17 protein-coding genes and 1 pseudogene are annotated in these 12,935 nt (G+C 67.3%); 10 read left to right on the top strand and 8 right to left on the bottom strand.

All coding sequences use genetic code 11. The annotated features are described in order from the left end of the window. Nucleotides 1-180: 180 nt before the first annotated feature. Together AB0I18_RS12770 and AB0I18_RS12765 are read right to left on the bottom strand one after the other, a co-directional pair. Nucleotides 181-567, bottom strand: a complete 387-nt coding sequence (locus tag AB0I18_RS12770; protein WP_363105452.1) for a DUF6415 family natural product biosynthesis protein — start codon at nucleotides 565-567, stop codon at nucleotides 181-183. Beyond that, the gene (locus tag AB0I18_RS12765; protein ID WP_363105451.1) at nucleotides 564-1,061 is read right to left on the bottom strand and encodes a hypothetical protein; all 498 of its coding nucleotides are present in this window, start codon (nucleotides 1,059-1,061) and stop codon (nucleotides 564-566) included. Before AB0I18_RS12765 ends, AB0I18_RS12770 begins: the two co-directional genes overlap by 4 nt. A 277-nt stretch (nucleotides 1,062-1,338) precedes the next feature. On the opposite strand from AB0I18_RS12765, the gene AB0I18_RS12760 reads away from it, so the two are divergent. Together AB0I18_RS12760 and AB0I18_RS12755 are read left to right on the top strand one after the other, a co-directional pair. Then, nucleotides 1,339-2,820, top strand: a complete 1,482-nt coding sequence (locus AB0I18_RS12760) for an XRE family transcriptional regulator (protein WP_363105450.1) — start codon at nucleotides 1,339-1,341, stop codon at nucleotides 2,818-2,820. Between the two features lie 14 nt (nucleotides 2,821-2,834). Next, nucleotides 2,835-3,458: a 2'-5' RNA ligase family protein gene (locus tag AB0I18_RS12755; protein WP_363105449.1), complete on the top strand. Its 624-nt coding sequence runs from the start codon at nucleotides 2,835-2,837 to the stop codon at nucleotides 3,456-3,458. Between the two features lie 167 nt (nucleotides 3,459-3,625). Here AB0I18_RS12755 and AB0I18_RS12750 read toward each other — a convergent pair whose 3' ends face one another. Then, complete coding sequence (locus tag AB0I18_RS12750) at nucleotides 3,626-3,988, bottom strand: hypothetical protein (RefSeq protein ID WP_363105448.1); 363 nt, start codon at nucleotides 3,986-3,988, stop codon at nucleotides 3,626-3,628. 731 nt (nucleotides 3,989-4,719) lie between these two features. On the opposite strand from AB0I18_RS12750, the gene AB0I18_RS12745 reads away from it, so the two are divergent. The 7 genes from AB0I18_RS12745 to AB0I18_RS12715 all read left to right on the top strand — a co-directional run bounded on the left by AB0I18_RS12745 (nucleotide 4,720) and on the right by AB0I18_RS12715 (nucleotide 8,452). Then, nucleotides 4,720-5,322 (top strand): hypothetical protein, encoded by a 603-nt coding sequence (locus AB0I18_RS12745; RefSeq protein WP_363105447.1) that lies wholly within the window; start codon nucleotides 4,720-4,722, stop codon nucleotides 5,320-5,322. Nucleotides 5,323-5,534: 212 nt separating this feature from the next. Beyond that, a complete protein-coding gene (locus AB0I18_RS12740; RefSeq protein ID WP_363105446.1) occupies nucleotides 5,535-5,738 on the top strand; it encodes a hypothetical protein in 204 nt (67 codons plus the stop codon). 92 nt (nucleotides 5,739-5,830) lie between these two features. Then, nucleotides 5,831-6,403 carry a hypothetical protein gene (locus AB0I18_RS12735; RefSeq protein ID WP_363105445.1) on the top strand — a complete coding sequence of 191 codons (573 nt, stop codon included), beginning with the start codon at nucleotides 5,831-5,833 and terminating at the stop codon, nucleotides 6,401-6,403. A gap of 176 nt (nucleotides 6,404-6,579) precedes the next feature. Beyond that, the gene (locus tag AB0I18_RS12730) at nucleotides 6,580-6,918 is read left to right on the top strand and encodes a hypothetical protein (protein ID WP_363105443.1); all 339 of its coding nucleotides are present in this window, start codon (nucleotides 6,580-6,582) and stop codon (nucleotides 6,916-6,918) included. 128 nt (nucleotides 6,919-7,046) lie between these two features. After that, nucleotides 7,047-7,457 (top strand): hypothetical protein, encoded by a 411-nt coding sequence (locus tag AB0I18_RS12725; RefSeq protein ID WP_363105442.1) that lies wholly within the window; start codon nucleotides 7,047-7,049, stop codon nucleotides 7,455-7,457. Beyond that, nucleotides 7,458-8,066 carry a DUF932 domain-containing protein gene (locus AB0I18_RS12720; RefSeq protein ID WP_363105441.1) on the top strand — a complete coding sequence of 203 codons (609 nt, stop codon included), beginning with the start codon at nucleotides 7,458-7,460 and terminating at the stop codon, nucleotides 8,064-8,066. It begins immediately after the preceding gene. 155 nt (nucleotides 8,067-8,221) lie between these two features. Next, complete coding sequence (locus AB0I18_RS12715; protein WP_363105440.1) at nucleotides 8,222-8,452, top strand: hypothetical protein; 231 nt, start codon at nucleotides 8,222-8,224, stop codon at nucleotides 8,450-8,452. A 254-nt stretch (nucleotides 8,453-8,706) separates the two neighbouring features. On the opposite strand, the gene AB0I18_RS12710 is transcribed toward AB0I18_RS12715, so the two are convergent. Beyond that, nucleotides 8,707-8,919 carry a hypothetical protein gene (locus tag AB0I18_RS12710; RefSeq protein ID WP_363105439.1) on the bottom strand — a complete coding sequence of 71 codons (213 nt, stop codon included), beginning with the start codon at nucleotides 8,917-8,919 and terminating at the stop codon, nucleotides 8,707-8,709. Nucleotides 8,920-9,039: 120 nt separating this feature from the next. Here AB0I18_RS12710 and AB0I18_RS12705 point away from each other — a divergent pair, with 120 nt between their 5' ends. Continuing rightward, nucleotides 9,040-9,513 (top strand): hypothetical protein, encoded by a 474-nt coding sequence (locus AB0I18_RS12705; RefSeq protein ID WP_363105438.1) that lies wholly within the window; start codon nucleotides 9,040-9,042, stop codon nucleotides 9,511-9,513. 594 nt (nucleotides 9,514-10,107) lie between these two features. On the opposite strand, the gene AB0I18_RS12700 is transcribed toward AB0I18_RS12705, so the two are convergent. From AB0I18_RS12700 to AB0I18_RS12685, 4 genes and pseudogenes are all read right to left on the bottom strand, one after another. Next, nucleotides 10,108-10,641, bottom strand: coding sequence for a hypothetical protein (locus AB0I18_RS12700; protein ID WP_363105437.1), 534 nt, complete (start codon nucleotides 10,639-10,641; stop codon nucleotides 10,108-10,110). Nucleotides 10,642-10,751: 110 nt separating this feature from the next. After that, nucleotides 10,752-11,480: a thioredoxin domain-containing protein gene (locus AB0I18_RS12695; RefSeq protein ID WP_363105436.1), complete on the bottom strand. Its 729-nt coding sequence runs from the start codon at nucleotides 11,478-11,480 to the stop codon at nucleotides 10,752-10,754. A 594-nt stretch (nucleotides 11,481-12,074) separates the two neighbouring features. Next, nucleotides 12,075-12,368 (bottom strand): annotated as a pseudogene (locus AB0I18_RS12690) (NlpC/P60 family protein); the annotation flags it as partial. A 50-nt stretch (nucleotides 12,369-12,418) separates the two neighbouring features. After that, nucleotides 12,419-12,928 (bottom strand): hypothetical protein, encoded by a 510-nt coding sequence (locus tag AB0I18_RS12685; protein ID WP_363105435.1) that lies wholly within the window; start codon nucleotides 12,926-12,928, stop codon nucleotides 12,419-12,421. Nucleotides 12,929-12,935 lie beyond the last annotated feature (7 nt).

Below are 12,935 nucleotides of genomic sequence, written 5' to 3'. Positions count from 1 at the left end.
GCAGCACTGCGGAGAACCGCCGGGCGAGGGCGCTCGCGAGGTCCCCGTCCGCGGACGGCGGGCCCACGTTGGACGTGGTGAGGGCCGGGGCAGGCTTGTGGCGAGCCCGTTCCGGCCAGGACTCTCTGGCCACCGGCCGAGACAGGCGATCGAGGCGCGACCCTCAACTCGAATCCGTCGTCACGAAGGTCGCTCAGCGGTGGGGAACGGCCGCAGGCCTTCCAGGTGCTCGCACAGGGCCCGCACCGAACGGGCGAGCATCAGCGCATGCTTGATCTCACCGAGAAGGCCCCAGCTCGGCAGCTGGTCAAGTCGCCTGCGTGCCTCGCCGACACCGGCCAGCGCCCCGACGCGGACGCCGTCGTCTGCTGCCCTCGTGCGGGTACTGTCCTCGACTTCCGGGATCAGCAGCATCAGATGACCGCGCAACTGGAGTGTGAACGTTCGGAGTTCTTCACGGGTGGGCGGTTCCGCGTCCTCCTCCAGCAACCGATCGACGAGGGCGCGCATGGTGGCCACGTCGACCGGGAGTGATTCCGCCGCTGTCTTCTCGCCTCGTGGAGTCATGACGACTCCTCACCGGTCGACTCCTCACCGGTAGGGCATAGCCCCGCGGTGACGAGCCGCAGCACGTCCGTTTCGCGGCACAGCGCGCCGGCGCGGGCCATCGGCACCGACCAGTACGAATTCCACGTCTCGTCGAGCTCAGTATGGTCGGTGCGTGGGACACCCAGATAGGTGCCCTGCCCGAGGCAGTCGGCAGCCGGTGACTTCCACTTGTCCGCGGTGCCCGGCGGCACCAGGGCGTAATAGCGGCAGCAGCAGGGATCCCGCACGACCGGGCCACCGTTGAGGCACGCCGCGAGGCGGGAATCGACGATCGCCGCTTCGCCGCTTCCGGTGACGGCGTGCACCACGGCCTCGGGGATGCGGACGGCGTCGAAGCGCTTGCCGAGCGGGAGCAGGGCCAGCCTGGCGACACTGCTCCATTCCCGCTGAGCCTGGAGGGGCGAGGGGTGCGCGGACGCCAGCCAGGCGGAGACGCCCGCGTCCGGTGCCATGGGGCCGGTCTGTTGTTCATCGGGCTGGCTTGTCATCATCTCTGTCCCCGGCAGTGGCGGTTGTTCGTGCCCCTACCGTTCCAACAGCGGCGGTCGGCGTCGCGAGCGGCCGTGACCAACTTTTCTGGACCGGACGCCATTGCTGTGACCAGGTCCAACACCGCCTGAGGGCAGGCGGTGTTGGACATGTGGACACCCGCGCCCATGGCCACCGTGTCCCCGTTCGAGCGACTACGCGGCTACGTTGAGTTCACTACGCCGCGGAGGGAGGGAGCTCGTGAACGCCCGCTCCAAGCTCGGCTCCAAGACGGACCGGGACGCCGTTCGCCACGCCATGACCGCTGCCGGATGCACGGTCGCCGACATCGCCGTCGAGATGCGCGCCCGCTTCCGGATGCGCCCGAGGGAGGCATGGCGGCACGCCCACGGCTGGACCTTGCAGGAGACGGCGGACCGTATCAACCAGGTCAGCACTCAGCGCCCGGGCGAAGCCGTCGCGGCCGACGCGTCTCTGGTCGGCAAGTGGGAGAAGTGGCCAGGCCCTTCCTCCCGCCGCCCCACGCTCCCGGTGTTGCTGGCGATGACCGATGTTTTCGCCTGCCGTGTAGAGGATCTGCTCGATCTCGACGACCGGCGGGCGCTGCCCGAGGGCGACCTGCGGATGTTGAACCGCCCAGGGGCCGTTCCGTATCCCGAGGACGACCCGGCGCCGGCCCCCTCCACGAACCCGTCGGCAGCGTCGACTGGAACCGAACTGGTGAGCTTGGCCGCCGACGAATCAGCCTCCTGGGCCCAATGGGCGGAGACCTCCAACGTCGGTGACATCGCGATCGAGCAGCTCATGGCGGACACTCGGGTACTCGCTTCCGAGTACCTCACCTCCGACCCCGTCCGCCTGTTCGGTCGTACACGCAGCCTGCGGGACCGCGTCTTCGCACTGCTTGACGGCCGCCAGTATCAGCAGCAGTCCGTGGACCTGTATGCGGTGGCCGGCTACTTGTGCGGACTGCTGGCGTGGATGTCGTCCGACTTCGGCCAACTACGGGCGGCGGACACCCAGGGCCGTACGGCCTGGCTCTGTGCCGAACTGGCCGGGCGCGACGACCTTCGCGCCTGGGTACTGTCGACCTGTTCCAAGATCGCCTTCTGGGACGGGCGCCTGCGCGACGCCGTCAACCATGCCCGGCGCGGTGCGAGCTGCCGCCCGTCCGGCACGGTCACGGTCCTCCTCGCGTGCCAGGAGGCGGATGCTTGGTCCCAACTCGGAGCACAGGACGAGGCGTTGGCGGCACTTGCCTGTGCTGAGCGCGCCCGCGACACCGTGACCGGAGACGACGATGTCGGCGGCATCTTCTCCTGTCGGCCCGCTCGACAGGGGAATTACGCAGCGGCGGTCCAACTGCGCCTCGGCCGCCCGGCCGACGCCCTGCGCGCGGCGGACCACGCCCTCCGCCTCCTGGTTGCGGAGCCCGTGCGGGCCTACGGCACCGAAGCACAGATCCACATCAGCCAGGCGGCGGCCCACCTCACGGTGGGCGAAGCAGAAGGCGCCCTGGAGGCGCTCGCGCCGGTGTTCGCGCTTCCTCCGGATCACCGACTTGTGCCCGTTGCCCGCCGGCTGGGGGAACTGCCCCTCGACGCCGGCCGCCCACATACAGGAGGGTCGGCAAGCGTCGGACTACGCGCGGCTGTCGAAGAGTTCTGCCTGGACTCGGCGCCGCGGCAGCTGGCCCTCTCGCCAGGGGAGGGCGCGGGCTGATTTGATCCCGGGCTATGACGACTCAGCCCGAGAACATGCGGAACCACTGGTGGTGGCGGCCAGGCTGGAGCGTGGGCCGCCGCTTCTACACCTGGCACCTGACCTTCGAAGGCCAGGACGACGTGCACCGGCTCGCCGCGGAGTACCGGTCCGCGCTTGCCCCGGTGGGATCGCTTCTCACCCCCATCCCCGACCAGTGGCTGCACCTGACCATGCAGGGGATCGGCTTCGTGGGCGAGGTCAAGGAAGCAGACGTACGCGCGATCGCGGAGGCCGCGTGCGCCCACCTGGCCGCCGTTCCCGCCTTCGATCTGCGGATCGGACCCGAAGTCCTGGACCCGGAAGCCGTACTGCTGCACGTCCACCCGGAGGAACCGGTCCGGGCGATTCGGGACGCGATCCGTACGGCGATCGGCGAGGTTCTCGGCGAAGTCCCTGAGAAAGCCGAGGGGTTCACCCCGCATGTATCCGTCGCCTACAGCGCCGGCGACGGTCCTGCCGCGCCCATCGCGGAAGCGTTGGCCGGTCTCAACGCTGCCCCGGCCGGCGCTCGTATTTCCACGGCAGAGCTGATCGTGATCCACCGCGACAACCAGATGTACGAGTGGGAATCCTTCGCGAAGGTGCCGCTCGGTTGAGCGTCGCGCAGAGCAATGCGTCTCGGTTACGGGCACGGGAAGGGATTCGCGGACAACCCGGCATACCAAACACCCCCGCCAGGACAAAACGCTCTTTGAGGTCCCGGACGTACGTGGGCCCCGGCCGACAAAGGTCGGCCGGGGCCCACGGAGTCAGGATGCGGTGCTCACCGCTCCTGCTCGCACATCCCTTCCTCCAGTTCCTGGATGTCCCGGTCGCCGGAGGCCACGCAGATCCAGCGGGTCGGCTCCTCGGCGTACTCCCAGCTCTGAGGATCGGCGAGTAGCTCGTCCAAATCCTGCCCGGTGACCTCCTCGCCAGTGTGGTCCGCCGGCCACTCGTCCGACCGGAACACCTTGATGAACCCGAGCCGGCTCCAGCAGGCGATGAGACGGGCGAAGCGCGGAATGTGTTTCACCCACTCCCGCTCGTCCTCACTGTCGGACCAGTCCGCGAGCAGACTCCAGAGATCCGAGCCCTCACCCCCGTTGACGTAGAGGCGGTACTCGTCGTCTTGCCAGTCCTTCACCGATTGCTTCCTTCCACCCTCAGTGCAGGGTCGGGTTGCCGCGACTATGCCGAAGCCCTGCGGCAGACGGAGTGCGAATCCCTCTACCAGTCTCACTACCGATCGGGCTACGGATTCGCCTACCTGCTAGAGCGGAAGCCCTCTTGTCCTCCCTTGGCGCTGGTCGTCTGGGCTGTGACGCCTTCCTGCGGGGCGTGCAACTCGATGTCCGGTGAGTACCTGGACAAGACGAGGGCGGTTCGGCCGGGGTACATACGGTGGGCAAATTGATTGCACGATGACCACAGGGAAAATGTAATTTATTCGAGGATTTTATTCTCGGGCTTTTCTGTATTCCTTGGGGCGAATGTGAAGGGTTAGTGGCTTGATTTCGGGAATTTAAGGTGAGTATGCGTGGTGAGGGTCGGAATTTGTGTCGCCCTGGTCAACCCTGTAATTTCTGTCTAATTCGCTCCAGGGTATTGAATTGTGCCGGAATCGCGGCACAATTGAATTGTCGAGGTGTAGCGCAAAAGGCGCGCATCGCGAACGATCGGAGAACGGTCGGGGGCAATTCTGCTCCAGAGGTCACTGCGGAAGAAATGGCGCAGGTGACGACGGAAGACTTCACAGAGATTCAGCGAACGTCCCGGCGGTACTGCCGTGCCGTCGACGGCACCCGCTCCCGGAAGCGGATGGACGGCAGCGCCACTGTCTCGCGTGGCGGAAACGCGCCGTACGGAACGGATGACGTGAGTGACGACGTCACGCAGGACGCCGTACTGCGATTCGCCAAGCGGCTCGGGCAGATCACGGCGAATTGCGAGACTGCTGCAGTGTGGATCGGGTCGGGTGAGCCTGCCTCCTGGCAGTACGTGCGGCGGGACGGCGAGACGATCGTCGTCAGTCGTGCGACCGTCCGCTACTGGGCGGTGCGGGACGCTGCGGCAAGCAACGGGTACCGGCTGGACGTCCCGCCGGACGACATAGACGCCGTACCGGGAGCCCAGGAGATCCGCGGGATGCCGCACGCCGACGTGCTGCCGACTCTCGCCGTTGCCCCCTCCCTGGCCGCGAACAGCGGAGCGATCTTCCGCACGGCTTGGGAGGACGGCAGCGACTACCCGACTCTTGGGATGTTCCTGCGCTTCGGCAGCAAGGCCGATGACTTGGGGCGTGCGGGAGTGATCGGCAAGACTGCTCAGGCTCTGTACGGCGGTCCGCGGAATTCGTCGTCGAAGGTGCAGCGGACGCGGGATGCAGCCGTCAGGGAATGGCGCGCCTTGACGAGGCGACTGGACGCAGTGCGAGATGAGTTCGTCTACCGCAGCGTGCAGCCGAGCGGGAGCGCATAGCGTGACTGCAAAGGGGACTCCGGAAGTCGGCTCTTCCGGGGTCCCCTTTCGTGTTCGCGAGCCCGGGTCGGGGGCCCTGGGGTCGGGGGTGCGGGAAATCTTGAAATTCATCTCCCGTGATCGGTAATCGAGAGGGTTGGCGGCACGTATTTAAGTGAGACCGTCAAGTCGCCCCGTTGAGAGAACGGGGCCCGACGGAAGGGAATTCTTCGATGGATTCTAATGCCGCACTCGCGCGGTTGCGGCGGGTCGTCGACGGTCTGGAGTCCGTGGCCGCCAATAGCGCGGAGGACTGGAGCGGCGAGCTGATCGACGTTCTCGAACACGTCGCGGCGCAGGACGAATGGCTCTGCGGCGGCGGCTTCCTGCCGCAGGGATGGACCCAGTCCAGCGGACGGGTCGAACTGACCCGGTAGCCGCATGGACGTGGCGGCGCCCGCACAAGAATCCCTGCCCGCCGATGCGCGAGCGGGGACTGTCTCTTGCCCGTGAAGGGAGACAACACGCCATGTACATACGGGGAGTCCCGCTGAGCGACTTCCAGGAACTGACCGCCCAGGTGTCCGGCGATCTGTACGAGGGGAACGTGATCGTCGCGCCCGGCGCACACTCCGCAGGTCGGCACGCTGCCGTGGCTAGCCTCCAAGTCGCGGACAGCCGCGGTTTCGGCGCGCGCACCGCGGCGTCGGGACGGCACGGGCGGTACGCCTGCTGGCACGCGTACCGGGATGTCCTGTCCCGGCTCTTCGAGATGTATCCGTGGGTGACCGTACGCACACGCCTCGCCACATACCGGGGTGCCGACGGATTCGATGCGTGCTTCCGGCTCACGGAGTACCACAATCTCGGGTCCGAGCTGCGGCCCCGGTACATACGGGAGTTGTGCGTCGTGTCGGGGTGTGGCGACCCGAGCGCAACGGTGGAGATCTGGGAGCTGCCGTCACCGCTGCGCGCGGACGACCTCGTGGCCCGCATGCGCAGGGAACTGGCAGAGGCCGAAGACTCCTTTCCCGAAGAGGACTTCTGCGGGCCGGTCAGCCTGCTGGGCGCTCCCGATCTCGCCTACAGCGGCGACCGCTGAACCCGTATCGAACGCCCCGCCCGCCCGCTTTCGCCTTTGCCCGGTCGGGCGGGGTCCGCACGGTGCCGCGATCGCCGCGGACTGTCTGCTGCCTTCCTGAACGCCCGGGTGCTCCGGTCTTCCCTTCCCGCCGGGGTGCCCGGGTCCTCTCTGCCGCGAACCAGGGGGTGCACACCATGAGTTCTGTCGAACTACCCGCGATCACGCACGTGTGGTCCAGCTTCGGCCACCGCTTCTACAGTGGCGACGGCTGGAGCGACCACCCCGACGAAACGTCGTACGAACGATGCATGACCTGCGGTGCCGAGTACGAACTGCGCCGTCGCCCCGACGACCCGACCGGAGGCGACTACACCGCGGCCAACGGCGACGACCCCGTGGAATGCACAGGCGACACCCTCATGTGCCACGGAGAACAGCCCTGCCAGGCCGACAACGGGCGCCCGTGCAACAGCGGAGTGGAGCCGTGTCCGCACGAGGCACACGGTTGCAACTGCCTGCTCTGCACCGGCTGAACACATCGCACGGCGCCGGAGCACCGCCGCACGACCCGTAAGCAGGCGCATTCAAGGGCGGTGGGATCCCCACCGCCCGCCCAGCTCACGGGCCCGAACCATCGCCGATCCCGAAGGGAGAAGAGGACGTGTCCAAGGAATCCCTGAAGTGGCTGAACGCCAACACGCTCATCGGTTTCACCGAGAAGCGGGGCGCGGCCTGGCACTACCGAGCCGACCTGCAGAGTACCGAGCCCAACCACTACCCCGGTCCTGTCCCGGTGGAGGACGTCAAGCGGCGCCTTTTCGGATGGCAGGCCATCGCCAGCCCGGTGTACGTGGAGAGCCCGATCACCGGCGGGCTGATCCACGTACCGGATCGGCAGGCCTTCCTCCGCAGTGACACCGGGCACGTGATGGGGATCTTCAGCGAGGGATACGAGCCGCATCCCTACGAGGAGTGGCTGATCGGGACGATCGCCCAGTTGCTGGATGCGGACCTCGCCATCGGCTCGGCCGGGCTGCTGCGGCAGGGAGCGGTCGCTTGGGTGTCGGTGTAGGTGCCGGACAACGTCCGCACCCCCGAAGGAGTCGAGTTCCGCCCGCACCTGTTCGGCGCGACCAGCTTCGACGGGTCGCTGGCGACGACCTTCAAGCGGGCCGTGACCAACGTCGTATGCGACAACACCATGAGCGCCGGACTCGCGGAGACCGGTCAGCAGATCAAGATCCGGCACTCCCGGTACTCAAAGCTGCGGCTGAGCGAAGCCCGCGAGGCACTCAACATCGTCTACGAGATCGCTGACGACTTCGCCGCAGAGGTCAAGCGGCTGTGCGAGCAGACCGTGACCGACCGGCAGTGGCGGTCGTTCCTGGACGCACACGTCCCGCTGCCGGAAGAGCCCGGCCGCTCCCGAACCCACGCGGAGCACAAGCGCGACGCGCTCGACCGCTTGTGGCGCCACGACGACCGGGTCGCCCCCTGGCAGAACACCGCCTACGGAGTGGTCCAGGCCGTCAACACCTTCACGCACCACGAACAGACCGTCCGCGGCGCCGTCCGCGCCGAACGCAACATGCTCCGCGCCGTCACCGGCGGCGTCGACGACCTCGACACCGGCACCCTGCACACACTGGACGCCGTCATGGCGGGCGTCGCCGCGGCCTGAGCCGCAGCGTGGTCGAGGGGGCGGGGGTGGTGCGGGTGGTCCGGCCGCGCAGGCTCCGGCCACCCGCACCCTGAATGGCCGCGCCGGGGCCTCATCCCTGCTCCGGGATACGGGAGACTGCCCCGTAAGCCCGGAGGCTCGAGATGGGATCGGTCGTGACCATTGATCTGCACAAGGCCGTCGAGACTGCCAGGGAGCTCCTCGCAGCCCTTGAGGAACTCGACGACACAGAGCCCGACGAGACGCCGACCCGGGCAGGGCGCCGTCACCGCGCCGACATCACCCGGAAGATGCTCTACCTCTCGCACCTGGGCAACCGGGCCTCCGTGGAGGTCATGGACGCGTACCACGTGTTCAAGTCGCGCGAAGACCCGGTGAGCGAGTGACGGGCTTCCCGCTGAGCAGCGGGTGAGTACAAGGCCCTGGTCGGTCGCGGCTCTGACGAAACAATCGATCAACGCGCTGCGGCGGCTTGGTGAACTCGTCGCTCGCTCGCCGCTGAGTATGCCGTCGGCCGGCAGACCGAAACATCACGCCCACCGATCCACCGTGCAGGCGCCCGTTTCGCACGCACCTGCCGATCACCCATGCCCGAAGGGAGGGCTTCCGCCGTGAACATCGCCGACCGCGCCGCAGCTGCCTACGAATTCCTGCGGCAGCACTCCACCCATCCGCTGATCTCCGACCGCACCGCCACCGACATCGCCCGGTCTGCGGTTGCGCCGTGCCGCTCGCCGAGATCCGAAGCCTGGCGGACCTCGGAGCCTTGCTGGCCGACGCCCCGGCGTCTCTCCCGGGTAATGGCAGGCTGCTCGATGGCTACCCCGACGAGTTCGACCAGTGCCCTGGTCATTCCTCGGACTGTCGCTACCGAGACGCAGAGAGCTGAGTCATCATCAGGGCGGATCCCGAAGTCACCGAAGTCCGGGGCCTCCAGGCGCTCCGGCGATCCGGTCAGGGAGTGGGCACTGGGGTGAACCAGGACACCGAGCACTTGCTGCGTGACGTCGTAGCCCGGTTGGAACGGGCGATCCACGACCGCGATTGCCCTGCGATCGTCGCGCTGCAGGGGAAACGCACCCTGGTGCTGTCGGATTACGACTACCTGCGCGACGAGCCGACGGCCTCCGCGTTCGAGGAACGGGCCGCGGCCAAGGCGCGAGAGATCCACGCCGTCCGGTGGGTCTTCGCCGTTCCTCAGGTACTGGTCCCGGTGGAGGACGGGGTGGCCGCGCGGGCGGTGGCGAACCTTCCGCTCCGAGAGGGCGAGCAGGAGGCCATCACCTGGATGAGCTGCGACCGGAGCGACGGCGTCGACTACGGCTGGGTGCCCTATGCTCGCCGGCCCGGTGGGGAGCCGGTCTTCGATGAACCCGAAGTGGTCATGGTCCCTGTTCAGCCCGGGGATCGGGTGCCCGGGGCACATCTGCTGCAGAGCTTTGAGTGATGGCGTGCCTAGACGCCCTCACCTGGACGTTTAGTGATCACTTGAGAGGCGTGTAGCACCTGGGTAGGCGTGACCTGGGTAGCGGTAGTGATCACTTCTGGTCTTCTTGCCGCGGCCCGGAGCGTCGGCCATCTGGCCATCGCTGAAGTAGAAGACCAGGTCTCCAAGGAACAAAGGGCTGGCCTTGGAGTACAAATACCGACGACGGTAGAAAGCCCTGGCCCTGTCGGCTGGGAGTGGGGCGCTGGTCTCGTCATGCGCTTACCGTGTCGTGAGCTGCTTGCCGGACGGTCGCGGACCGTTTGCCGGAGGTTGCTCGCACCGTGCCCCGGCCACGGCGGCAACGCCTGAGCATTCATCTCGGCGAGGCCTGAATCCAGCCGACGCCAACACGCCGCTGGTCGGCGAAAAGGCGCGAGAAATTCGCGAACGATCTGGACGCCACGCGTGCGTTGATCGCGAGGCTTCGGCGTCATGAGCCGCGGTCGCGAGGTTGGGCTAGGGCCGCCGTGCGGCTGGGCGGCGGTGCGGTTCTTGTCCTGCGAGCCGCTACGCGGTCCGCTCGAGGACTTGGGCCAGGCGTGTCTGGCGGGATCAGGGACGGACCGGGAGGCGGCGGTCGGGAGGTGAGCCGTCGGCGGGTATTGCGCCGCTGACGACAAGGGCCTCGTCCGTGTCGGCGAACTCCCAACGGGTCGCGGCCGTTCCGGCCTTGGACGTCCATTCGGTGCGGACGACAGGGCGGCTCAACAGGCTCTCGAACCAGTCGGCGCACTGCTGCGCGAGCTCGTCAACGGTGCCGGAGGCCCGGAAGGAGCCGCGCTCGGGCGGCTCGTGGAGGTTGAAGAGCTGGTCGCAGACCTTTCCTGCCCGCACGTATGTGCCGAAGAAGTACACGGCCCATTCGCCGAGCGCCACCAGGCGCTCCGCGTCGAGGAGGCAGACATAGACGAGGAGCGACGCCTCGTCCTCGGGCCGTCCGACCGTGCTGGGAGCCGGCGGCACTTGCCAGACGGCGGCCCGGGCGCGCAGAGCCGCGAGAAAGGCGAGCTCCGCCTCGTCGAAATCCCAGGGCTCCTCGTCGTACTCCTGCGGATCCTCGACCTCGAACCAGGTAGTGACGTCCACGGGGAGACTCTAGACCGCTCGGCCCCTCCGGCCGCCGCTGACTTGCGCCCCTAGGTCGGGGCCCTCTGGCGAGCCCGAGATCTCCCTGCGGCCGGTCAGCGCGCGGTGGTTCACAAAGTCGTGGCTTCCCACTGCCCGGGACTATCGAAGATCTGCTGCAGCAGACCGGCGAAGGCGTTGCCGTCGAAGAGCAGGTCGTAGTACTCCAGAGGGATCCGCTTGCCGTTGATCACCGCGGTGGGTGTCCCCGGTCCTTCGGGCTCCTTTGCTCCCCCGGCCCGCTCGTAGGCTTTCTCGGAGGCGGTCACGAAGGAGCGGTACTTCATGGTCTTCACGGCCGCGTCGAACGCCGGGCCGCGCAGGCCCTCTACCTCGTCGGCCAGTTCCAGCAGATAGGTATCGGTGTAGCCGTCGACGCTCTCTTCGGGCTGGTTGGCGTAGAGCACCTCGTGGTACTCCACGAACTTGCCCTCTTTCAGCGCGGCGCGCAGTGCGTTGACTGCCTTCTTCGACCCGCTGCCGCCGACTCGGTCGTCCAGGAAGGAGGCCAGGGTGTACTCGGTTCTCGCCCGGCGGTCGAGCATCGCTTCCCGCAACTGTGGGGAACCACCGGTGGTCTCGAACTCCTCGCAATACGGACAACGCGGATCCTCGTACAGCTGCACGATCATCTTCGCGTCGGGATCGCCCACCACGACGCTGGTGCCGTCTTTGCCGAGTTTCTCCGGCAGTTCCTCCGCGCTCTCAAACCCCGGCTTGACCTCAACCGCCGGCTGCCCGCACCCCGCCAGCGTCAGCACCGCTACGCACAGCACAGCCCACCATCCCCCACGCACCATGCGTCATCCCTCCCCAGAGAACAGCGTGACCTTAGATCATCGGTGCGACAAACGCACAGGTCGTTCCCTCCAGGGGCCGTTTTACGGCGTTGGGGGCCGGTTTGCCGTTGAAGCCGGGGTACTTGCGACCCAGAGGTTCGCGGCGAAAACCAGGTAGTGGCGGCCGCCGTAAAAGTTCTAAATGGCTACCAGATGGTTCCGTGGGCGGGCAGGGTTTGCTTCCGGCCGGTTCGTACTCTGTGCAGTCTTCGCAGTGCCGCTGGGAGTCCCGCCTCGCCAGTTCTTGGCGGCGGGTTGCCTGGCGGATGACGACGTCCGGCGTTGGGCGGCGGCGGAGAGCCGGGGTGCGCCAGCCGCTGCGGAGGCCTGTTGAGTCGGCATGGAGCGCGGTGTCAGCGTTGCCATTGGTCCGTTTCTCCGCGTCCTGTTTATCTGAGTGTGCGACGACCAGAACCCCGTCCAGGTCCACGGTCACCCGTCCGCTGGCGTCCGGAGCCCGGTTGCCGACCAACTCCCGGAATCCTCGGCGGACTTCAGCAAGTGCGGCGCAGATAGCGGTCGACGCCTTGTCGCCCGAGGCGGCACGGCGCGAGGTTAGTGATCGTTAACTGGCCGTGTGGTACCCGCGTAGCCGTGGCCTGGGTAGCGGTAGGGGTCGATCCTGATCTTCTTGCCGCGGCCCGGAGCATCGATCATCTGTCCGCCGCCGATGTAGAGGCCGACGTGGTGGATGCCGCCTTGGGGGCGGCCGTAGAAGACCAGGTCGCCCGGGAGTAGGGGCTGGCCTTGGGGTACGTGCGGGCCTGCGTCGTACTGCTGTTGGGCGGTGCGGGGCAGGGCGATGCCCGCGGCGGCGTAGGCGGCTTTGGTGAGGCCGGAGCAGTCGAAGCCGGGGTCTCCGGCGGCGGGTTCTCTGAACCAATCGCCAGGTCCGTGGTTCAGATCAGCGAAGCGAAGATTCTGGTAACGGCGTCGTTGAATCGGACGTGCAACGGCTCCAGGCGCTCGCTGTGCTGCCGTGCGGTGGTGAGGTCTGCCGCCCAGATCGAGTCGCCTGCGGCATGCTGGATTTCCTGGGCGAGTTCACGCAGCCCCCCGTCCAGGACCCGGCTTGCTGACAGTTGAAGCTGCAGCACAGCCTCCGACCAGCCCTCAGCCGTTGGTGTCTCCCACTGACGTGCAGGCCACGAACCCGATTCGTGAAATTCGGCGAGGACCCGGTCGAGCTCTTTGTAGGCGGCCTTGAGCAGGTTCGTGACCGCTGTCTGTAGGGCGAGGATGCTCTCCCTTTGGAAGGCATCCTTAGCGGCTTGGCGGTCCCGCTCGTACTGCTGGTCGCGGAGCTCGATCTCGTGCCGGGCGGCGAGTCTGTCCTTGTAGATCGTCAAGACAGAGGTGATGAGGGAGCCGAGCAGGACTCCCACGAAACCGAAGATTGCTGCGGCCACTTCAGCA

Origin of the sequence: Streptomyces sp. NPDC050704, from assembly GCF_040654355.1 — a bacterium.
In the GTDB taxonomy this organism is placed as follows: Bacteria; Actinomycetota; Actinomycetes; order Streptomycetales; family Streptomycetaceae; genus Streptomyces.
Note: the sequence above shows the minus strand (reverse complement) of the source record. Positions and strands in the feature narration are given on the sequence as shown.